This is a genomic window from Chromobacterium vaccinii (genome assembly GCF_000971335.1).
Taxonomy (GTDB): Bacteria; Pseudomonadota; Gammaproteobacteria; order Burkholderiales; family Chromobacteriaceae; genus Chromobacterium; species Chromobacterium vaccinii.
The window spans coordinates 47,371-68,619 of record NZ_JZJL01000024.1 but is presented as its reverse complement, the minus strand read 5'-3'; the positions used below and the strand labels follow the sequence as shown (position 1 = coordinate 68,619).

The 21,249-nt window shown below is 65.8% G+C and carries 22 protein-coding genes; 3 read left to right on the top strand and 19 right to left on the bottom strand.

Features of this window, described 5'->3' with window-relative positions:
• Window positions 1–66: 66 nt before the first annotated feature.
• Window positions 67–1,542 carry a 4-hydroxy-3-polyprenylbenzoate decarboxylase gene (ubiD, locus tag VL52_RS13270; protein ID WP_046157450.1) on the top strand — a complete coding sequence of 492 codons (1,476 nt, stop codon included), beginning with the start codon at window positions 67–69 and terminating at the stop codon, window positions 1,540–1,542.
• A gap of 57 nt (window positions 1,543–1,599) precedes the next feature.
• Here ubiD and VL52_RS13265 read toward each other — a convergent pair whose 3' ends face one another.
• The 3 genes from VL52_RS13265 to VL52_RS13255 form a co-directional block, all read right to left on the bottom strand.
• The gene (locus VL52_RS13265) at window positions 1,600–2,169 is read right to left on the bottom strand and encodes a HutD/Ves family protein (protein ID WP_052729285.1); all 570 of its coding nucleotides are present in this window, start codon (window positions 2,167–2,169) and stop codon (window positions 1,600–1,602) included.
• A 69-nt stretch (window positions 2,170–2,238) separates the two neighbouring features.
• Window positions 2,239–2,547, bottom strand: coding sequence for a hypothetical protein (locus VL52_RS13260; protein WP_046157449.1), 309 nt, complete (start codon window positions 2,545–2,547; stop codon window positions 2,239–2,241).
• The gene (locus VL52_RS13255) at window positions 2,544–4,286 is read right to left on the bottom strand and encodes a M30 family zinc metallopeptidase (protein WP_046157448.1); all 1,743 of its coding nucleotides are present in this window, start codon (window positions 4,284–4,286) and stop codon (window positions 2,544–2,546) included. The genes VL52_RS13260 and VL52_RS13255 overlap by 4 nt, the downstream gene beginning before the upstream one ends.
• A 185-nt stretch (window positions 4,287–4,471) precedes the next feature.
• Here VL52_RS13255 and VL52_RS13250 point away from each other — a divergent pair, with 185 nt between their 5' ends.
• A complete protein-coding gene (locus VL52_RS13250) occupies window positions 4,472–4,831 on the top strand; it encodes a YggL family protein (RefSeq protein ID WP_046157447.1) in 360 nt (119 codons plus the stop codon).
• A gap of 100 nt (window positions 4,832–4,931) precedes the next feature.
• Here the strand turns inward: VL52_RS13250 and VL52_RS13245 are convergent, their stop codons facing one another.
• The 6 genes from VL52_RS13245 to VL52_RS13220 all read right to left on the bottom strand — a co-directional run bounded on the left by VL52_RS13245 (window position 4,932) and on the right by VL52_RS13220 (window position 10,485).
• Complete coding sequence (locus VL52_RS13245) at window positions 4,932–5,531, bottom strand: YdcF family protein (protein ID WP_046157446.1); 600 nt, start codon at window positions 5,529–5,531, stop codon at window positions 4,932–4,934.
• A gap of 69 nt (window positions 5,532–5,600) precedes the next feature.
• Window positions 5,601–5,840 (bottom strand): DUF2164 family protein, encoded by a 240-nt coding sequence (locus VL52_RS13240; RefSeq protein WP_021477392.1) that lies wholly within the window; start codon window positions 5,838–5,840, stop codon window positions 5,601–5,603.
• Window positions 5,841–5,901: 61 nt separating this feature from the next.
• A complete protein-coding gene (locus VL52_RS13235) occupies window positions 5,902–6,813 on the bottom strand; it encodes a hypothetical protein (protein WP_200896015.1) in 912 nt (303 codons plus the stop codon).
• A gap of 359 nt (window positions 6,814–7,172) precedes the next feature.
• Window positions 7,173–7,535 carry a hypothetical protein gene (locus VL52_RS13230; RefSeq protein WP_046157444.1) on the bottom strand — a complete coding sequence of 121 codons (363 nt, stop codon included), beginning with the start codon at window positions 7,533–7,535 and terminating at the stop codon, window positions 7,173–7,175.
• 140 nt (window positions 7,536–7,675) lie between these two features.
• The gene (gene aspA / locus VL52_RS13225; RefSeq protein WP_046157443.1) at window positions 7,676–9,079 is read right to left on the bottom strand and encodes an aspartate ammonia-lyase; all 1,404 of its coding nucleotides are present in this window, start codon (window positions 9,077–9,079) and stop codon (window positions 7,676–7,678) included.
• Window positions 9,080–9,576: 497 nt separating this feature from the next.
• Window positions 9,577–10,485, bottom strand: coding sequence for a LysR substrate-binding domain-containing protein (locus VL52_RS13220; protein ID WP_046157442.1), 909 nt, complete (start codon window positions 10,483–10,485; stop codon window positions 9,577–9,579).
• Between the two features lie 128 nt (window positions 10,486–10,613).
• Between VL52_RS13220 and VL52_RS13215 the strand changes: the two genes are divergently transcribed.
• Entirely contained in the window at window positions 10,614–11,168 is a 555-nt protein-coding gene (locus VL52_RS13215) for a hypothetical protein (RefSeq protein ID WP_046157441.1), read from the top strand.
• Window positions 11,169–11,203: 35 nt separating this feature from the next.
• Here the strand turns inward: VL52_RS13215 and VL52_RS13210 are convergent, their stop codons facing one another.
• The 10 genes from VL52_RS13210 to VL52_RS13165 form a co-directional block, all read right to left on the bottom strand.
• Window positions 11,204–13,084, bottom strand: a complete 1,881-nt coding sequence (locus VL52_RS13210; RefSeq protein WP_046157462.1) for a polysaccharide biosynthesis protein — start codon at window positions 13,082–13,084, stop codon at window positions 11,204–11,206.
• A gap of 2 nt (window positions 13,085–13,086) precedes the next feature.
• Window positions 13,087–13,563, bottom strand: coding sequence for a GNAT family N-acetyltransferase (locus VL52_RS13205; protein ID WP_046157440.1), 477 nt, complete (start codon window positions 13,561–13,563; stop codon window positions 13,087–13,089).
• On the bottom strand, window positions 13,560–14,228 hold the full coding sequence (locus tag VL52_RS13200; RefSeq protein ID WP_046157439.1) for a sugar transferase: 669 nt from the start codon (window positions 14,226–14,228) through the stop codon (window positions 13,560–13,562). The genes VL52_RS13205 and VL52_RS13200 overlap by 4 nt, the downstream gene beginning before the upstream one ends.
• Window positions 14,225–15,388, bottom strand: a complete 1,164-nt coding sequence (locus VL52_RS13195; protein ID WP_046157438.1) for a DegT/DnrJ/EryC1/StrS family aminotransferase — start codon at window positions 15,386–15,388, stop codon at window positions 14,225–14,227. The genes VL52_RS13200 and VL52_RS13195 overlap by 4 nt, the downstream gene beginning before the upstream one ends.
• A 154-nt stretch (window positions 15,389–15,542) precedes the next feature.
• Window positions 15,543–15,899, bottom strand: coding sequence for a lysozyme inhibitor LprI family protein (locus VL52_RS13190; protein WP_046157437.1), 357 nt, complete (start codon window positions 15,897–15,899; stop codon window positions 15,543–15,545).
• An 86-nt stretch (window positions 15,900–15,985) separates the two neighbouring features.
• Window positions 15,986–17,221, bottom strand: a complete 1,236-nt coding sequence (locus VL52_RS13185) for a glycosyltransferase family 4 protein (protein ID WP_046157436.1) — start codon at window positions 17,219–17,221, stop codon at window positions 15,986–15,988.
• A 3-nt stretch (window positions 17,222–17,224) separates the two neighbouring features.
• Window positions 17,225–18,319 carry a glycosyltransferase family 4 protein gene (locus VL52_RS13180; protein WP_046157461.1) on the bottom strand — a complete coding sequence of 365 codons (1,095 nt, stop codon included), beginning with the start codon at window positions 18,317–18,319 and terminating at the stop codon, window positions 17,225–17,227.
• Window positions 18,320–18,324: 5 nt separating this feature from the next.
• Entirely contained in the window at window positions 18,325–19,407 is a 1,083-nt protein-coding gene (locus VL52_RS13175) for a glycosyltransferase (protein WP_046157435.1), read from the bottom strand.
• Window positions 19,400–19,981, bottom strand: coding sequence for an acyltransferase (locus tag VL52_RS13170; RefSeq protein WP_046157434.1), 582 nt, complete (start codon window positions 19,979–19,981; stop codon window positions 19,400–19,402). Before VL52_RS13170 ends, VL52_RS13175 begins: the two co-directional genes overlap by 8 nt.
• Window positions 19,978–21,249, bottom strand: coding sequence for a lipopolysaccharide biosynthesis protein (locus VL52_RS13165; protein ID WP_046157433.1), 1,272 nt, complete (start codon window positions 21,247–21,249; stop codon window positions 19,978–19,980). The genes VL52_RS13170 and VL52_RS13165 overlap by 4 nt, the downstream gene beginning before the upstream one ends.

Here is a 21,249-nt window from a genome sequence, read left to right as displayed (position 1 = left end):
GCGACGTCCGCAGGCAGATTATCCAAGCCCTTCCTCTCACACTTTGCGTCAGATCATGAAAAAGTCATGAAATATGCCGATCTACGGGAATTCATCGCCCAACTTGAACAAAAACAGCTGCTGAAGCGCATTAAGACGCCGGTATCGCCCCACCTGGAAATGACCGAAATCGGCGACCGGGTGCTGAAGGCCGGCGGCCCCGCGCTGCTGTTCGAACAACCGGTCCATGACGGCCGCCGCTACGACTTCCCGGTGCTGGCCAACCTGTTCGGCACGCCCGAGCGCGTGGCGATGGGCATGGGCGCGGAAGACGTGATGCAGCTCAGGGAGATAGGCAAGACGCTGGCCTATCTGAAGGAGCCGGAGCCGCCCAAGGGGTTGAAGGACGCCTGGGACAAGCTGCCGCTGTTGAAGCAGGTGCTGTCGATGGCGCCCAAGGAAGTGAAGAAGGCGCCGTGCCAGGACATCGTCTGGGAAGGAGAGGCGGTGGACCTCGGCAAGCTGCCGATCCAGCACTGCTGGCCCGGCGACGCCGCGCCGCTGATCACCTGGGGCCTGACCGTCACCCGCGGCCCCAACAAGAAGCGGCAGAACCTCGGCATCTATCGCCAGCAGGTGATAGGCAAGAACCGCGTGATCATGCGCTGGCTGGCCCACCGCGGCGGCGCGCTGGATTACCGCGAGTTCCGCCAGCAAAACCCGGATAAACCCTATCCGGTGGCGGTGGTGCTGGGCTGCGACCCGGCGACGATACTGGGCGCGGTGACCCCGGTGCCGGACACGCTGTCCGAATACCAGTTCGCCGGCCTGTTGCGCGGCAGCCGCACCGAACTGGTCCGGTGCATCGGCTCGGACCTGCAGGTGCCGGCCCGCGCCGAGATCGTGCTGGAAGGCCACATCCACCCCGACGACATGGCGATGGAAGGCCCCTACGGCGACCACACCGGCTACTACAACGAGCAGGACAGCTTCCCGGTGCTGACCATAGACCGGATCACGATGCGCAAGAATCCGATCTACCACAGCACCTACACCGGCAAGCCGCCGGACGAGCCGGCCATCCTGGGCGTGGCGCTGAACGAGGTGTTCGTGCCCATCCTGCAGAAGCAGTTTCCGGAGATCGTCGATTTCTACCTGCCGCCGGAAGGCTGCAGCTACCGGATGGCCATCGTCAGCATCAAGAAGCAGTACCCCGGCCACGCCAAGCGGGTGATGATGGGTTGCTGGAGCTTCTTGCGCCAGTTCATGTACACCAAGTTCATCGTGGTGGTGGACGACGACGTGAATACTCGGGACTGGAAGGAAGTGATCTGGGCGATCACCACCCGGATGGACCCGGTGCGCGACACCACGCTGATCGACCACACGCCGATCGACTATCTGGACTTCGCCAGCCCGATCTCCGGCCTGGGCGGCAAGATGGGCCTGGACGCCACCAACAAGATGCCGGGCGAGACCAACCGCGAATGGGGGACGCCCATCGTGATGGACGACGCGGTCAAGGCGCGCGTCGACGCCTTGTGGAGCGAGCTGGGGCTGTAACGCCCGCCGCCAAGCAAAAGCCGGGCTTGCCCGGCTTTTTTTCATGCCCGCGCGGCGTCACGCCGGCAAGCGATGGACGATGGCCAGCCAGCCGACGGCTCCGCCGCTTGCGCTGAGGGCGACGGCCTCGTTCTCCAACAGCAGCAGGCCGCCATCCGGCAGCGCCTCTCCGCCGCAGTTCCACGCGCCGCGCTGCAGATACAGCAAGACCAGGTCGGCGGCCGCCAGCCGCACCGCGTCCCCATCCGCCGGCGACAGCCGCTCCAGATCGCCGCGCCCCCAGTCGCGCGCCAGCATCAGATTGCAATCGCGCAAGGCTCCGCCCAGCAGCCGGCACTGGATGCCGATCTCGCCGGTGAAAGCCACCACCTGGCCCGGCGCGTCCAGCGTCAGCCGGCGGCCATCGGCCAGGCTCAGCTCCATGCCCTCCCCCTCCAGCAGGCCCAGTTGGCGGTCCACCCCGGCGAAATGCGAAAACGGCCCGCCCTCCGCCACTTCGGCGATGGACATCCGCACGGCGAACGCGTCGCGCCGCTGCGGATGCGGCAGCCGGAACAGCTCGCGGGTGCGGCCGCCGCCATTGGCCCACGGCATGTCCAGAAAACTCTGCGGGCTCAATACGCGCATGCGGACTCCTGAAAAAATGAACGCCCATCCAGCATGATGCCGGATGGGCGTTCCGCTGAACAGCCGCGCTCAGCGCTCGGCTTCAGCGCCTTGCAAAATCACCTCCCTGCCGTACACCGGGCTTTCGGCGTAGCCGGCCGCCCGGTAGCGGATGGAATGGCCCAGCTGGCGGCGCAGCTGTTTCAGCGCCGCCTGGTCCAGCCCCTTGCCCGGCTCCGCTGGTCGTATCGCCAGCACCGCGCCGTCGCTGCGCTCTATCCCCAGCTTCACCAGCGGATAGGCGCCCACTTCCACCAGCACACCGCGCTCCCAGGGCTGGCCGCCCATCGCCAGCAGCGAGGGCAGCAGGGCCAGCAGCCACAGCGCGCGCCGCGTCACGGCTTCACCAGCAACAGATGGCTATTCGCCGGCACGGTGATCCGGGCCGCGCCGCGCGATACCGACAAGGCCTGGCGCCAGGTTTCCTTGCTGCTGTCGTTGCGCCAACCCACGTCGGATGCCTGGAAGCGCACCGCCGGCAGCGCCAGCGTCTTGCCGGCCGGGAAATACTGGTTGGCCGGCAGGGTGATGGTCTTGGCCGGGAAGCCGAAGCCCGCCACGTCCTGGCTATAGGCGCCCAGCCCCAGCGTGGTGGTCAGCCGCTGCAGCAGGCTGCTGTAATCGCCGCCGCCCACCGCGCGCAATCCGTCGTTCAAAGCGCTCTCTCCCTTGCTGGGGCCGGTCACCCACGGCTTCATCACGCCGGGGCCGAACTGGTGCAGCATCTGCATGCCCAGCGCCAGCGCCTTCGGATAGCAAGTGTAATCGTCGGCGGCGACGCTCCAACCCTTCAGATTGCACGCCGGCTTGGCCAGGAACTGCTCGAAATCGCCGCGCGGACGCAGGTCCGGATGCGAGTTTGCGTCGCGGCCGCGGCCGCCGGTGTAGGTATCGGCCGACACCAGGTAGCCCATGGTCTGGGCCGCCAGCTCGTTCTCCCACACCGTGGTCGGCGCCGAGCCCGGCTTCTGGCGCAGGATCTTGTTGTAAGCGTACAGCACGTGCAGGTACTCGTGCGCCATCGTCGACAGCGCCAGGCTCGGGCCGTTGTCCTTCATCGACCAGTTGCCCGGGCTGTCGGCCTTGGCGAAAGTGTCCAGATCGATGAAGGTCACCAGCGCCTGGTTGCTCTTGCCGATCACGTCGGCGCAGTCGGCGTCGCCCTGGCACATGCTGGCCGCGGCGGAAGCCAGCAGCGCGTTGGTCCAGCGCACATAGCCGAGCAGGCGGCCGCCGCTGGTCTTGGCTGGGTCGTTGAGCCGGCTCAGCACCAGGTGCACGTCCTTGGTGTCGCCGGGCAGGGCCAGGCTGCGCCAGCTCGGGTGGATGTCGTTGCCCCAGGGCTCGCTGACCACGCTGGCTTCCAGCGGATAGACGCTGTTGGCGAAACGCTCCGCCAGCGCGTCGGCCTGGGTGTTGTCGACGCTCACGTCCAGGCCGCCCTGGCCCCAGACATAGACCTTGCCGCCGCCGTTGGGCAGATCGCGCACCGCTTTCAGCGTGGTGGGGCTGTCGCCGTCCATGTCATGCCAGGTGCGCGCGTCGCCCAGCGCGTAGGCTTGCTGCTGCAGCGCGGCCTGCGCGCCGCTCAATTTGGCCGAATGCTGCAATTGCAGCCGTTGCAGCGCGCCGTTGCGGCTGTTCTTCGCCACCGCGTTCAGCACCGACTGGCTCTCGGCCTCCAGGCGGTCCGCCACTTCACGGTCGGCGCCGCGCAGGCCGCTGCCGGAAAGCTTGAACTGGGTGGAGGTATCGCCGCCGCTGACGCGGACCAGCTCGGCCTGCCAGGCCGAGGTCACCGGACCGGCGACTTGCAGCGTCTGGTCGCGGCCGGTGGTGTTGCTGTAACGGTAGACCGAGCCCGATGCCGCCCCGCCGGCGCTGGCCGGCAACTTGCAGCTGCCGCCCGCGCAATCCAGCGTGCCGACCTCGACTCCGCTGGCGCTGCGCTGATAAAAAGCGACCGAAGGCGCGCCGCCCGATCCGCTGTCGGCGGACGAGCTCCCGCCGCCGCCGCACGCGGTCACCATTGCGCTCAGGATCACGGAAGCCAGGACTGTCTTTTTGATCTCTTTCATCACTTTGTCGTCTTTTTGTGGTTAATTTCTGAATACAATCTTGATATTAGCCACACGACATAAATCAATACAATGTCAATTTATTACAATTAATCGTCGGACAAATGCCGTCGCCTAGGCGGCTGAAGCGTCTCCATCCGGCAAACCTGCTATCATTCAGCGCATTTTCCGAACAAGGATCTATCATGGCATTCCTGCGCAACCCCAACTCCGCTCAAAGACTGAAACGGTTGAACGCCCGCCAGCGCAAGAAAATGCGCGTAGGCGAGTTCCGCGAGCTGGGTTTCCACCTGGTGGCCGAACTGCACGATGGCGCGGATGCCGACGCGCTGCTGGACGGCTGGCTGACCCGCTTCGACGAAGCCGGCATCAGCTTCGGCGGCCATTTCGACGGCAAGAACCGCCTGGAAGGCGTGGCCTTCCCGATCAGCGGCGTGCAGATCGACGAAGCGCTGCGCGGTGATCTGGTGGCCTGGTTGCAGGGCCGCGCCGAAGTGAAGTCGCTGGAAGCCAGCGAGCTGATCGATCTGTGGCACGCCGCCTGAAGCTTGCTCCAGCTGTGAAAAAGCCGGCGATCGCCGGCTTTTTTCTTGCCCGCCCGACTTATTCACAAGATCAGGCGGAAATCGTTTTTATCCACAGAGTTCATGACAGCTGCCGGAATACCCGGTAGCCGACGTAAAGCCAAGTCTCGCGCGCGAGAAAACGCGACCAGCTGGCCAGCGTGCGGAAACGGCTGGACTGGGTGGGCGCCGGAGAGGCGCGCAGGCCCAAGTCGCCGGCCATCAGCACCGCGCGCCGCATATGCAGCGGATCGCTGACTAAAAGATAGGAGCGGATGCCGAACTGGCTGCCCAGATCCCGGGCGTTGGACAGGTTCTGCCAGGTGGTGCGCGACTGGTTCTCCACCAGCATCGCCGTCATCGGCACGCCCTGCCGGGCGGCGAACTCGCGCCCGACGTCCGCTTCGGCCGGATAGCCCGGCTCCGGCGTGCCGCCGGTGAACACGATCCAGCGCACCTTGCCGCTCTGGTACAGCTTGACCGCGTGGTTGATGCGCTCGCGGAACACCGGCGAAGGCTTGCTGCCCCAGGCGGCGGCGCCCAACACCAGCGCGGCGTCGGCAGACGGCACGTCTTCACCGCTGCCGTAGTCGACGATGCTCCACGCGACATAGGCGAAGCCCAGCACCACCAGCAGAACCGCCAGCAGGAAGCCTCTTATCATCAAGCGCAAGTAGAGCATCGGCACCGCAAGAAAAGGAAAGGGATAAGCGATTGTAACCTCAATGCCGCCGCCGCGGGCAGCCCCGGGCTAACGTTCCAGTTCCCAGATCGCCGCTTGCAGGGTTTCCATCCGCGCCGCCAGCGCGGTCTGCGCATCCTGCAAGGCCTTGTTGTAGATGTCCCGTCCCATCTTGTCAGCCAGGAAGTCCAGCAGGAAGCGGGCGTCGAAACTGCCGACCTCCAGCCCCAGCTGGTCGGACAGGTATTGCTGCAATTGCGGCGCCAGCTGTTGCAGCTGCTGCTCGCTGAGGAGAAATTGGGTCGCCATCGTCGCATCCGGGTAAAAAAAGCGATTATGGCATGGAGAGCGCGGCTGCCGCGACGCCGGATCAGGGCTCCTGGCACACCGTTTCAGGATGGCGAGGATCGCACTGCGAATTCCAGCTCCAGCTCAGCGCCTGCTCTTCGTTGACCTTCAGCCCCAAGGCGAAAGCGGGGGACGACAGGCTCAGACTCAAGAGCTCGCTTGCCGCGTTGGAATACATGCCTGGATCCTGATTGACCGGCAGCACCTGCAGATAATTGCCCAGGCGCAGGGTGATCTGGCTATTGCCCAGCAAGTAGCGGAAGTTGTCCTGCACATAGCGCCCGACCGGGAAAGTCCTCCCATCCGGCAGGGAAACCACCTTGTCGGCGGGAACCAGCCTGTTCAGCCCGCTCAGCAGGTTCTGGCCGGGCTTGTACAGCAGCGCATCCTTGACCTGCGCCAGGCTGGCCTGCACGCCGCTCTGGATCGCGCTGTCGATCTTGCCTTCAGCCTTGTTGATCAATACATCGCCGACCACCGGCAGAATCCAGCTCAGGTTCGAATCGCAATCGGTGGAGGAGGACGTCGTCGCGGTCATGCCTGCCTTGCCTGCGGCCATGCTGCCGTCGGCGGTGCCGTACTGAGCGGTGAGGACCATATTGCTCAGCGTCAGGGTATTGGTGCAGCTGTAGTTGATGACCCCGAGCTTGCGGCCGGAGTACCGGTTGCGCACTTGGTAGTTGAGTCCGGACAGGCTGATGTAGGCCACGCCGCTGGCATCCGGGCGTATCGTCACCTGCGCGTTGCCGCTGACCGTCCCGCTCAGAAAAGTGGCGCCGTTCTGCGACACCAGCTGCGCCACCCGCCCATTCAGTCCCTGTTGCAGGATATTCGGCGTCTTCATCAGTTCCGATACCGCCTGCCAGACCGGGCCGCCCTTGCTGGCATCCTCCCGGTAGCTGAGCGCGCCGCCGCCGTAATTGAGCGTAGTCACGAACTGATCCGAAATGATTCTGGGAGTCCAGTCCGCTTGCGCGCTGCCAGCGGCAAGCAGAATGGCGATTGATAGGATTGAACGCATGACATTCCTTGGATTAGCCAGCCATCTAGATTGTAATGCGCCGCGCAGTGGCTGAATCTGCCCGACTGTTCTGATTAGTCGGTTAGATTAATGCACAAGCCAATAAATTACAATGACATAAAAAATGGCTAAAACGCAGCGCTAAAACAACAGATCCAAGCCATTCAAAACCAGACCAAGCCTGAAGTCCGGGCTCATGCGGCAGCGAATGGAATGTCGATGATGCATCGTTCAGGCCAAGCCCGGGGCAGGAGATCAGGAAACAGAGAATGCTACAGCCGCGACCACTCCCGTCCCAATCGCAACAAGCCTTGCTGCACCGCGCGCTGGCTGCGCTGCAGGCAATCCCGCCACGGCTCGCGCTCGCCTCCCCGCCGCGGCCAGTGCCGGCAGGCCTGCTCGAGCAGCTCGAACCTCGACGGACAGCTGTCGTAGCACAACGCGATGCCGTCGGCGCAGCTTCTCCTGGCCAGGCGCGCCAGCTTGTCCTGCAGCGGCGCCGGGCTGAGGCAGACGCGGGCGCCGTGGAACAGGCCTGAACGCCAGAAACGCTGCTGGCAGCGCCAGTCGTCCAGCAGGCAGAACCAGGTCCGGGCAGGAAACTCGATACTCCACCACCAGGCGGGATGATTCATCGCGCGCTCCATTTTGTGCGGTGCACAATAACCGTTATACCCCCATCGGAACGCCGCCGCCAGCCGCTTGTGACGCGTATAAAAAAACCGGCGCACGCGGCGCCGGCAAGCACGAGTCGAACAAAGGATGGGAAAACGGTTTACAGCGTCACCCAGCGCGGCCGGGTCAACATGTCCGGCTGCAGGATGTCGTCCAGCTGCTCGCGGGTGAGCAGTCCATGGGCCAGCACCACCTCGGCCACGCTGCTGCCATTGGCGTGCGCCTCGGCGGCGACGCGGGTGGCGGCCTCGTAGCCGATCACCGGGTTCAGCGCGGTCACCAGGCCGATCGAGCTTTCCACGCTCAGGCGCAGACGCTCGCGGTTGGCGGTGATGCCTTTGACGCAGTGCTCGGTCAGCGTGTCGCAGGCGTTGGCCAGGTGGCCGGCGCTGCGGAACAGGCTGTAGGCGATAACCGGCTCGAAGGCGTTCAGCTGCAACTGGCCGGCCTCGGCGGCCATGGTGATGGTGATGTCGTTGCCGATCACTTCGTAGGCCACCTGGCTCACCACTTCCGGGATCACCGGATTGACCTTGCCCGGCATGATGGACGAGCCGGCCTGGCGCGCCGGCAGATTGATCTCGCCGAAGCCGGCGCGCGGGCCGGACGACAGCAGGCGCAGGTCGTTGCAGGTCTTGGACAGCTTGACCGCGGCGCGTTTGATCACGCCGGACAGCTGGACGAAGGCTCCGCAGTCCTGGGTGGCTTCGATCAGGTTGGGCGCGGTGATCAGCTGGCTGCCGATCAGCTCGGACAGGTGCAGGCACACCAGCCGGGCGTAGTCCGGATGGGCGGTGATGCCGGTGCCGATCGCGGTGGCGCCGAGATTGATTTCCAGCATCAGGGCGCTGGCTTCCTTCAGCCGCTGCTCGTCCTCGCCCAGCATCACGGCGTAAGTCTGGAATTCCTGGCCCAAGGTCATCGGCACCGCGTCCTGCAGCTGGGTGCGGCCCATCTTCAGGATGTCCTTGAACTCCTCCGCCTTGTCCGCGAAAGCCTTGCGCAGCGTTTCCATCCGCGACACCAGCTTCAGCACGCCCCAGAAGGCGGCCAGGCGCAGCGCGGTGGGGTAGACGTCGTTCGTGCTCTGGCACAGATTGACGTGCTCGTTCGGGTGCAGGTGCTGGTACTCGCCCTTGGCATGGCCCAGTAGCTCCAGCGCGCGGTTGGCGATCACCTCGTTGGCGTTCATATTGGTGGAGGTGCCGGCGCCGCCCTGGATCACGTCGACGACGAACTGGTCGTGCAGCTTGCCGGCGCGGATCTCCTCGCAGGCGTCGACGATGGCCTGGGCCAGTTTAGGGTCGAGGATGCCGAGGTCGCGGTTGGCCTGGGCGGCGGCTTGCTTGATGCAGGCCAGCGCGCGGATCAGGTCGCCGTAGCCGGCGATGGTCTGGCCGGTGATCGGGAAGTTCTCGATGGCGCGCAGCGTGTGCACGCCCCAGTAGGCGTCGGCCGGCACGTCGCGGTTGCCGAGCAGGTCGTGTTCGATACGGGTGGACATCTGGAGGGTCTCCTCAAGGCGGCCGTCATGCGCGGCCTGGAATGCCCCGCACTGTATGCCTGCCCCGGAGGCTTGGCCAATTCCGAATGGCGATGGGGTCATGCAGGAAATGCATAACCTTGGACCGGTCTTGTCTGGCGCGGCTTTGCCTTAGATCCTGTTTACGATCTTAATCGTGTTGAATCCGCTGCGCGGATGATGATTTTCATAGCCGGGGCTGCCCGGCGGACAGGGAGGGGATATTTGTTTGGCCAAATATCCCCTCCCCCCTAAAAGCCACCCTGCAAGCCTGGCCTGCGGCTCCCCGCCGGAACCCGTCAGGCCCGAGGCGCGGCTGAACTCGTCCCGCGCTAACGTCGCGGGGCTCAAACAGACAGCCGCTTAAAACCTCGGGCCTGCCACCCGGCGGCAGGCTTGAAGGGATTGGGGGCACATCGAATACGCGATTTCTTGCAAGCCAAGCCTGGGAGCCCAGGCAAAAGATCGTAAACAGGTTCTTAGACTTCCGGGTAACGCTCGGCCAGGTAGTCCCACAAGTCCTCCAACGCCGCGCGGCCGCGGCGGTGGTCGCAGTACAGCCTGACCTCCATCTCCACGCTCCATTCGTCGCTTCCGGCCCCCGCCAGCCGGCCGGCCTCGCACTCCGCCGCCACCGAGCTCTCCGGCAGGAAGGCCAGGCCGTGCCCGGCCAGCGCCATCTGCTTCAGCCCTTCGGCCATATCGGTCTCGTAGCGCAACGACAGATGCGCCGGCTCCGGGCCGCCGACCAGCAACAAGTCGCTCATCAACCGGAAATAAGCATTGCTGGCGTAACCGAGGAAAGGCAGCGGCGCGTCGGCTGAACCGGGCAGCGCGTAGCGCGCCGCGCCGCCATCTGCCGCTGCGTACGGCCGCAGCCGCTCCACGCCCAGCCGCAGGCCGCCGTAACGCGCGTCGTGCAGCTCCACCGGCTGCTTGGGATGGTGGTAGCACATCAGCAGGTCGCTGCCGCCTTCGACGAATGCCAGCACCGCGTCGTGGACGTTGCTGGCCTGCAGCCGGCAGGACAGCCGGCCGAAGCCGGCCTCTACCTCGGTCAGCCACTTGGGAAAATACGAGAACGACAGCGTATGCGGCACCGCGAATTCCAGCGTGCCCTGCGGCAAGGGCTGCAAGCCGCGCAGCATGGTGCGGGTGGTGTTGAGCTGGGCCAACAGCGGCACCGCCTGCTCGCGCAGCAGCTTGCCGGCGGCGGTGAGCTTGGTGGGATAGGTGGTGCGGTCTATCAGGTCCGCTCCCAGCCAGCTCTCCAACGCGCGGATGCGGCGCGAGAACGCCGGCTGCGTCAGATGGCGCAGCTCGGCCGAGCGGGTGAAGCTGCCGGTATCGGCCAAAACCAGGAAGTCTTCCAGCCAGCGGGTTTCCATCGGCGCTCGTCCAGATTCGGGATGCCCGATGTTACACCGGCGCGGCGTGGACCGTCCTTGCGCGCCGCGCACAAAATGCCAACACTTCCGCCTTTGACGCAGGCTTCTCATCGGTGCACATTGCAAGCATGCGCTCTCTTATCCTTCTCCCTCACCAGCGGCCCTGGACCGGCCGCGCGCTGGCGGTCGGCGCCAGCGGCCTGTTGCACCTGCTGGCGCTGCTGTGGCTGCAAACCGGGCAGAGTTCTCCCGCTTCGATCGATCAACCGCCGCTGCGGATCAAGATACTGCCCATCACCCTGGCGGCCGAAGCGCCCGCCGCGCCAATCCATGCGCGCGCGGCTGCTGCCGGACGCCCCTCTCCCCGCATCGCCGCCCCTTCCCATCCGCGGGCGGCCGGCCACGCATCCCGACCGTCCCGGCCGGACCGCCGCGGAGCCAGCGCGGGAAGCGGCGAGGCGCGCGTCACCATCGAGGGGCTGCGCCAGCAGATGCGCCGCCTGGCGCCGGAGAACCCGAACGCCAAGCCGCTGCCCGAAAACCCGGAGAAAGCCCGTCTCGCGCGCGGCATAGACCGGGCGGAGCGCGCCGATTGCAAGAATGCCTACGCCGGCCTGGGCCTGTTGGCCGCGCCGATGCTATTGAAAGACGCGCTGGATAAAGACAACGGCTGCAAGTGGTAGCTTGCAGCCGTCGATAAAAGCGGAAAGGCGCGGAATCAGCCCTGCAGCGTCACCCAGTCCTGGGTGGCCTCTGCGGCCTGGAACTCGTGCACCGCCTCCCGCATCAGCGCGAACGCCGCCGGCGCGTCCAGCCTTCGGCAGGCATCCGACAGGCGGGCCAGCAGCGACGCCATTTCCTCTTCGGACAAATGGTACTCCTGGGCGCGCATGATGCGGGCGTGGTCGGTGGCCAGCACGTTGTCGCCGATCAGCAGCTCCTCGTACAGCTTTTCTCCCGGACGCAGGCCGGTGACGCGGATTTCGATGTCGCCGCCCGGCTGGTTCTCGTCCTTCACTTCCAGTCCAGACAAATGCACCATGCGCCGCGCCAGTTCGATGATCTTCACCGGCTCGCCCATGTCCAGCACGAACACGTCGCCGCCGTCGCCCATCGCGCCGGCCTGGATCACCAGCTGCGCCGCTTCCGGTATGGTCATGAAGTAACGCGTGATGTCGGCGTGGGTCAGCGTGATCGGGCCGCCGGCCTTGATCTGGCGGCGGAACAGCGGCACGACGGAGCCGGAGCTGCCCAGCACATTGCCGAAGCGCACCATCACGAAGCGGGTGCGGCTGCCGCGCGCGTGGCGGGTTTGCAGCGTCAGCTCGGCCAGGCGCTTGGTGGCGCCCATCACATTGGTCGGACGCACGGCCTTGTCGGTGGAAATCAGCACGAAGGTGTCGACGCCGCAGTCCTCCGCCGCGCGGGCGGTGGTGTCGGTGCCGAAGGCGTTGTTGACGATGCCGGCCACCGGGTTGTGCTCCACCATCGGCACGTGCTTGTAAGCGGCCGCGTGGTACACCGTTTCCACCTGGAACGCGCGCATCGCCTGGGTCAGCCGCGCGTAGTCGGTGACCGAGCCCAGCAGCGGCGTGCGCGGAATCCGCGGCGCGATCTGCGCCAGCTCCTGGTCTATGCTGTACAGCGCGAACTCGGACAATTCGAACAGCACGATGCGCGCCGGACGGTTCTTGACGATCTGCCGCGCCAGCTCGGAGCCGATGGAGCCGCCGGCGCCGGTGACCATCACCACCTTGTCGCGGATATTGCGCGCCAGCAATTCGGCCTTGGGCGGCACCGGCTCGCGGCCCAGCAGGTCTTCGATATCGACTTCCTTCAGCTCTTCCACCCGCGCTTCGCCGGACACCAGGTCGGCCATGCCGGGCAGGCGCTTGATCGGCACCCGCAGTTTCTCAAGCGATTCCAGCACCTCGCGCTGGCGGCCGCGGCCCACCGACGGCATCGCCAGCAGGATGCACTTGGCCTGGGTGTCCTTGATCAGCGCCGGCAGCTCCTCCGGCGCGTGGACCGCCACGCCGCGGTAGGTGCGGCGGTGCAGATCGGGATTGTCGTCGACGAAGGCCATCGGCCGGTACTCGCGGCCGGCCTGCAAGGCCAGCATCAGTTGCAGGCCCGCCTGGCCTGCGCCGTAGATGATCACCGGATCGCGCGGCGCCTCGGTGGCATCGATGCGCCGCACCAGGCCCCGCAGCAGGAAGCGGCTGCCGCCGATATAGGCCATCGCGAACACCCAGAAGATGACCACCGACGCGCGCGGCATCGCCCAGACGTGGGCCATCTGGATCACCGCCTGCAACACCAGCACCGACAGTGTCACGCCGCTGAACACGGTGAATATGATCTTGTCATCCAGATACTTCAGCACCGCGCGGTACAGGCCCAGCTTGATGAAGATGGGGATGGCCCACAGCGGCGGCACGATGAAGATCCACAGGTGCGGATTGAGCTTGGGGTCCCAATAGCCGCCCAGGCGCAGGAACACCGCGCTCCACAGCGCCAGCGGCAGCAGCAGCGCGTCCATCAGCGCCAGCATCGCCATTTTGTTGTGGCGGGAGAAGGCTAACAGCTTTTCAAACATGGTCATTCTTTCGTATCCGGCCGCCATTGATACAGCGCGTCCGGACAGCGTTCCTCGTTATCCTGGCCGTCGCCCAGGCTCAGTAATTTGAAACCATGCGCCTCGTAAAAGCGCCGCGCGCCGGCGTTGGCTTGAAACACGTGCAGCCGGCAGGCCCGCGTCTGCCACAATACCACCCGCTCCAGCAGCGCTCGGCCAATGCCGGCATTCCGATGGCCGGCGCTGACATACAGCTGATCCAGCCACAGCAGGCCATCTTGTTCCGAGCAAGCGGCGAAGCCGGCAATCTCGCCGCCCCGCTCCGCCAGCCAGACGCCGCCCGCCGGCAGCAGCGCGCCGGCGAACCAGGCGCGCACCGCCGCGTCGTCATGCGCCAACGGCGCGTAAGGCATCTCGCGGCGGCAGGCCAGATAAATGGCCGCCAGCGCGCCGGCGTCGGCGGCGTCGGCGGCGTCGGCGGCGCGGATGGATAAGGTCATCGGCTAACGATCTTCATCAGGGTGGCGACGATGATGCGGATGTCTTCCCACAAATTATGGGTCTCGGCGTAGCGGACGTAATAACCCAGCTTCTCCGGCAGCACCTCGTCGATATAGGCGCGCTCCGGATCGGCGGCGCGGCCCAGGATTTCGTTCTCGTCTATCATCCGGATCGACGCCCAGTCGGTGATGCCCGGGCGCACCGACAGCACGATGTCCTTCGCCTCGTCCGGATAGTGCGCCACGTACTTCGGCACCTCCGGCCGCGGGCCGACCAGGCTCATGTCGCCGAACAGCACGTCGATCAGCTGCGGCAACTCGTCCAGCTTGGTCTTGCGCAGCAAGCGGCCGGCGCCGGTGACGCGCGAATCGGCGCCGACGGTCAGTTGGCCCTGGCGCTCGGTATCCACCTGCATGGTGCGGAATTTATGGATGCGGAACAGCGTGCCGTTCCGTCCCACCCGCGCCTGGCGGAAAAACACCGGCCCCGGCGAATCCAGCTTCACCCACAGCGCCACCGCCGCGAGCGGCAACGCCAGTACGATGAGGCCCGCGCCGGAAGCGGCGATGTCGAACAAGCGCTTTACCAGCCGCGAGCCGTGGCGGCGCGGCCTGCAGCAGGGCGGCAGCAATTCGCCGCCCTTTTTTTCCAACCGCTCGCTCATGCGCCCAGAATCTCGCGCACCGCGGCGATGACGCGGGTCTGGTCGTCGTCCGTCATCCGGGTGTACAGCGGCAGCGTCACCTCGGCTTCGAAAGCGGCGTCGGCCACCGGGAATTGCTCGCGCGTCAGCTGGTAGCCGTCGCGCCATACCGGCTGACGGTGCAGCGGGATGAAGTGCACCGAGCAGCCGATGCCCTTCTCCGCCATCTTGGCGATGAAATCGTCGCGCGACACGCCGGCCTCCGGCTTGATCCGCACCGGGTACAGGTGCCAGGCGTGGTTGCTGCCCTCGTCCTTGGCGCGCGCCGGCAGGATCAGCGGCAGGCCGGCCAGCTCGCGGTCAAAGCGCAGGGCCATCACTTCGCGTTTTTCGTAGAAGCCGCGGATTTTCTTCAACTGATGGATGCCCATCGCCGCGGCGGTGTCCGGCATATTGTACTTGTAGCCCGGGGCCACCACTTCGTAGAACCAGGCCGGGGTCTTGGACACGTAGCGGTCGAAGGCGTCGCGGCTGATGCCGTGCAGGCGCATCACCTTGCAGCGGGCGATGATGTCCTTGTGCTTGGACACCACCATGCCGCCTTCGCCGGTGGTCATGGTCTTGTTGGCGTAGAAGCTGAATACCGTCACGTCGGAATCCAGCGTGCCGATCAGCTTGCCATTGTAATAGGTGGGCATCGCGTGGGCGGCGTCCTCGACGATCTTCAGACCGCGCTCGCGGGCGATGGCGATGATTTCGTCCATGTCGCAAGCGAGGCCGGCGAAGTGGACCGGGATGATGGCCTTAGTCTTAGGCGTGATCGCGGCGCGAATCGCATCCGGACGGATATTGAAGGTGGCGGCGTCCACGTCCACGCACACCGGGTGCGCGCCCAGATAGCGCACCACTTCGGCGGTGGCGGTGAAAGTGTAGGACGGCACGATCACCTCGTCGCCCTCGCGGATGCCGATCGCCTCCAGCGCCAGGTGCAGGCCGGCGGTGGCGGAATTGACCGCGATGGCCTCCACGCCGTCGCCCAGGAAGGCCGCGAAGTCAGCCTCGAACTGCTTGGTCTTTGGCCCGGTCGTCACCCAGCCGGAACGCAATGCATCGACCACTTCGTTGATCTCTTCCTCGCCGATATCCGGCAAGGCGAACGGCAGGAATTTTTGTTCGCTCATTTCTGTATCTTTCGCTATCGGGTCCGGCCAGCTTCTCGCCAGCCGTCAACATGCCACTCACTCATTCGCCGCCAGCAACGCCGGCTGCGGCACAAAACCGGTCAAAGCGTCACGCGCCTAGCCATCCGCCTGAGCTGCCAGACGCGCTCCGCGGTCACAAGCCCAGATCCTTTTCCAGCTTGCCGAAGTACTTCAGCCGCTTCTTGTAGGCGTCGCGCACGCACAAGGCATCCTCGCACTTGTTGCGCACTTCCTTCAGCCAGCGCACCTGCTCCTTGCCATAGGGATCCAGCCGTTTGCCGGTATCACCGTCGATGCCTTTGGTCTCATCCTGAATCGCGGCGAAGCGCTTGGCCAATTCCGAATCCAGGGCCGACAGCTCGGCGTCGGCGCAAATCATTTTTTCCACCTTCAGCTTGGCGTAAGCGCAGTTGAAGCCGGCGGACTGTGCCGGCACGGCGGCGAGGCTCAAACAAGCGGCCGCGGCCGCCATCCAGATTTTCTCCATCATCTTGTTCTCTTTCTTCTATCGCTTACATCACGGTTGCCCGTTTCCAGGCACATTCGACGGGGAGCGCCCGCAAGCGGGCCTACTCCCTAACCTTGCAGTTTAACGGCGGCCAGGAAGCGCCGCGCCAGCACCGCGTAGTCGTGGTTGGCCAGCACATAGGCCTTGCCGGCCGCGCCCATCGCATCGCGCTCGGCCAGCGGCAGCACCGCCATGCGCTTGACCGCGTCGGCGATGACGGCCGGGTCTTCCACGCCTATGCTCAAGCCCGCGCCGGCGTCCTTCACCATATCGTTGCCGGCCTCCACCGAGTGGATCACCGGCTTGCCCGCCATCATGTAGTCGAACAGCTTGTTCGGGTTGATGCCGAAGCGGTAGATCGGCAGCTTGCGCCAGCCGATGTACAGCGCGTCGCACTCGGCCAGGAAGGCGGGCACGCTGCGCTTGGCGATGGACGGCAGGAACAGCGCGTTGTCCAGCTTCAGTTCGGCGGCGCGCGCCACCAGCGCCTGCTTGTCCGGGCCGTCGCCAACCAGCACGAAAGTCACCGGCGCGTCGCGCATCAAGGCGGCGGCTTCCAGCAGATAATCCAGCGCGTTGGCCAGGCCGTGGCCGCCGGCGTAGCCGACGATGAAGCGCCCATGGGCCTTCAATTCCGCCAGCCGCATCCGGTGTTCGGCTGACAGCGGCAAGGCCTCGCCCTGCCACTCGCCCACGTCCACGCCGTTGGGGATCACCGCGTATTTTTCCAGCGCCATGCCGTGCGCCATCATGTAGTCCCTGGCGCAGGGCAGCATCGACACCACGGTGTCGGCGCGCCGGTAGCCGAAATCCTCGGCCCACTGCAGCAGGCGGATGAACGGATGTTTCGGCGACATGCCGCCCACCTCCACCGGCGTCAGCGGCCACAAATCATGCACTTCGTACACCAGCCGCGCGCCGGTCTTGCCGGCTATCCAGGCCGCCGGGATGGTGTCCAGCGGATAGGTGGACGAGGCGATCACCACGTCCGGCTTCCACTGTTTCAGATAACGGCCGGACAAGCCCATCACCTTGGCCAGGAAGCTGAAGATGTTCAGCACCCGGCCGATGCCGTTGCCTTGGTAAGGACGGGTCTTGCACCAGGTGTAGCGGATGCCGTCGATGTCCTCGTCCCGGTACTTGCCGTCGACCTGGGGATGGGTCTGGCGCAGGTGCGACGCGTCGGCCGCCAGCATGTTCACTTCATGCCCGGCCTGCACCCATTCGCGCGCCAGGTAATAGGGGCGGAATTCCATGCCGTGGCGCGGGCTGCCGGCGTAGTGGTTGATGTAGAGAATTTTCATGATTTACAGCGTCGCGTACAGCTTGATCAGCTTGTCGGCCTCTGCCGCCCAGCTGTATTTATTGAGCACCGCCCGCTTGCCGGACTCGCCGAGCGCGCGCATGCGCGCTTCGTCGCCCAACAGCTCGTTGATGGCGGCGGAGATGGCGGCCGCGTCCTGCGGATCGACCAGCACGCCGCAGCCGGCGTCGTCGACGATCTCGCGCCACACCGGGAAATCGCTGGCGATCACCGGCATGCCGGCGGCCATGTATTCAAACAGTTTGATCGGCAGCGCGTCGACGTAATTGGGCGTGGGGAACAGCGTCACCAGGCCGATCTTGCTTCTGGCCAATACCTCGGCCACGCCCTTGCGGTCCAGCACGCCCAGGTCGTTGACGCGCGCCCAGCCCGGCTCGGCCGTCACCTTGGCGCGGAGGTCGCTCTCGCTCCACGGCCCGGCCAGGTTCAGCCGGGTGGAGGTGCCCGGCAGCGCGGCGACAATGGGCTCGATGCCGCGGATGCGGCTGATGCCGCCGATGTAGCACACCTCGTTGCGGCGGCTTTCCCACGGCGTGTCGCGCACCAGCTCTTCCAGAATCGGGAAATTGCACACGTCCAGCGCGTTGGCGCCCAGCTTCTCGAAGCGCTTGCGGATGTGCGGGGTGGAGGTGACGATGGCGTCGAAGCGGCGCGCGGCCCAGTCCTCCAGCGTCTCGAAGCCGCCGGACACCAGCGGGCGCACCGCGCCGGGTATCCAGTGCTTGGCCAGGATCTGGCGCGGCACGTCCTCGTGCACGTCGTACACCACCTTGATGCCGGCCTGCTTCAGTCGCACGCCGGCGGGAATCAGCTCCGGGTCGTGGAAATGGACCACGTCCGGCCGCAGCTTCAGCGCGGCCTGGTAGACGCGCTTGACGGTGCCGGTCATCCGCGACAGGCGGCCGCCGGTCTTGGGGCCGACATCGTGGATGCGGACGCCGTTGCGGATTTCCTCGCCCTGGCCGTCGGCGACGATCAGCGTCACCTCATGGCCGGCCGCCGCCAGCGAGCTGCACTCTTTGACAAAGATGCGGATGTCGTGGCGCGGATGGGCGGAGGTCAGGTGGGCTATTTTCATCAGGTTCAAACCTTGTTGGCGGCCAGTTCGCGGATCAAGTCGGCGAACCCGGCCATATTGGCCTGGTGCAGCGCCTTGGCCGCCACCAGACCGCGGTTGATCTCGGCGGCGGCGCCCAGCGACGCGTCATCCTCGGCCTTGATCATCGCGCGGCACAGCTCAGGTCCCAGGCGCTCGACATCCTCGGCGATCATGCCGTTGAGGCCGTCTATCACCCATTCGCCATTGGCCGGCAGATTGGACAGCAGCGGCAGGCAACCATGGCCCATCGCCTCCATCAGGCTGACGCTGGTGGCGTCCGAGCGCGGCACGCTGACGAAGACGCGCGACTCGGCGTACAGCTTGCCCAGCGCGGCGCTGTCGACGAAGCCGGCGAATTCGACGCGCTTGAGGCCGAGCGCCGCCGCCAGCCGTTTCAAATTCTCAGTCTCGCCGCCGCTGGCGGCGACCACCAGGTTCCAGTCGGCGCAGCAGCCGCTGTTCTCCACCTCGGCCCAGCCCTTGAGGATGGCGTCGATGCGGTACAGCGGCTTGTGCAGCCGGCACGACAACACTTGCTTTTTCTTGACGTCGATCGCCGGCTGCGGCGGCAGCGCGTCGATGCCGTAGCTCAGCAGGCTGATCCGGCAATCGCCGGCCAGCTCGCGGATCTTCGCCGCCATGTACAAGGAATCGGACGTGATCGCGGCTGCGGCCTTGAGATTGCCGCGCACCATCGCCCGCAGCAGCGGGTTCTGGTCCGGCAGCAGCAGCACGTCCGAGCCCCAGGCGGTCAGCAGCATCGGAATGCCGGAACCGGCCAGCGCGCGGCGGGCGTGCCAGGCCACGCTGTTGGCCTGGTGGACATGGACCACATCGGGCTGCAGCTCGGCGATCCAGGCCTTCAGCCGGCCGGCGGTGGACCAGGCCTTCAGGCTGAAGTCGACGCGCAGCTCGCCCTTCAGGTTGGCCGGACGGCGCTCCGCCGGCACGTCGCCGTTGCAGGCCAGGTACAGCTCATCCACATGCGGGGCGATGCCGGAGAGGAAACGCCAGGTATGAATGGAGGCGGAACCCGCCACCAGCAGGCGGGCGATCTTGTCAGTCATTGGCCCAGGCCTCGTACAGGCGGTGCAGCTCCGGGCTCTGCGCCAGCCATTCGGCGTCGCCGTCGCGGGTGTCGCCGACCACCCGCGCCGGATTGCCGGCCAGGATGGCGAAATCCGGATACTCGCCGGCCGGCACGAAGCTATAGGCCGACACGATGCTGCCCTTGCCCAGCTCGACGCCCGGCATCAGCACCGAGTGCGGGCCGATGAAGCTGTACGGCCCCAGCCGGGTGGGCTTCTTCAGGTAGCCGACATGGTTGTCGCGCGTCAGGTACTCGCGGCCGTACAGCCGGATCGCCACATGGCTGGAGTGGGTCAGCACCGACACGTAGTTGGTGACCTGGCAGCCCTCGCCGATATACAGGCCTCCGGAGGAGTCAAGCAGATTGAAATGGCCGATATAGACATTGTCCTCGACCATCAGTTTGTCTATGTGTTCGATGCGCGTCATGTTGGAGACGCGGGTGCGCTTCAGGAATACGCCGTCGCCGCGCTGGAAGCCGTATACCATGCGCGGCCGCACCCATGCCGATAGCCGAAAGCGGATACGGCTGAGCAATCCATTCCAGTTCATCGTGCCGCCTTATAAAGCCAGGTAAAGTAAGCAAGGAAATAGCCGGCCATCACGACCGACACCAGTTGGAACGTGGCTACCGCATCCTGCCAGAGATGGAAGCCCAGCCACAACGAGCCCAGGAACAGCACGGCCTGCACCAGGGACAGGAAAAACGCGAAGCGCTGGCGATTGATCACCGGCGGCACCATGCCCAGCGGCGAGGCTACGAAATGGAACAGGATGTACAGCGACATCGCCTCGGCGTAGCGGCCGGCCTCGGCCCAGTTGCGGCCGAACACCAGCGTGAACAGCGGCTCGCCGAAAATCTGGATCACCAGGAAGGGAAACAGCGACATGCCGAACAGCGTCAGCATCATCTTGCGCAGGATGGGGCGCAGCGGCTTGCCCAGATTGCGCGCCTCGGCCAGCTCGCGGTAGGCCACCTGGGCCACCGCCTGGCCGATCAAGGCCGCCGGCAGCTTCAACACCCGCATCATCAAGCCGTAGAAACCGACAGCCGAGGTACTGGCCAACACGGTCAGCACCGCCAGCGTGGCGGAGTCCAGCAGCGCCGTGCTCAAGGCGTGCGGCGCGTTGATCTTGGGAAATTCGATATAGGCGAGCGCCGCCTCGCGCATGCCCTGGCGGCTGACGCCGCGCCGCCAGCCGAAGCGGGCCTTCAGGTCCTGCCAGCTCTGCGCCAGCAGCGAGCCTATCTGGCCGGCCAGCTGGCCCAGGATCAGGCCGCCGGCGCCGGCGCCCAGCCAGCCGGCCAGCACCTGGGTGCCGGCCATGCCGAAAGACTGGGTCATGCGGCCGTTGGCGTTGGCCTGGTAGCGGCGGTGGCGGTTGTTCCAGTTGGTCCAGGCCTGCATCAGGCCCGCCAGCCACACAGACAGCGGCAACAGCACCAGCCAGGACTCCAGCTCCGGCGCGCCCAGGTGGGCGGCGATGTGCGAATGGCCTCCCATCAACACCACCAGGCCGATCAACAAGGCCAGCGCGCTGGCGCACAGCAGCGACAGGCCCATCAGGTTGTCGGCGCGGCTTTCCTCGGCCGGCAGCACGATGGCCATCTCGTAGCGGGCGGTGGCCAGCACCGCCAGCGTCGACATCCACGACACGTACACCGCCTGGATGCCGACCTCGTGCGGGTCGTACAGGCGGGTGATCAGCGGCGAAGCCAAGAGCGGCACCACCTGGGCCACCGCCGCCCCGGTCACCAGGGTGATGATGTGGCGGATGAAACCGCTTTTAGGCACGCGCAGCGACGACAATGACACCAT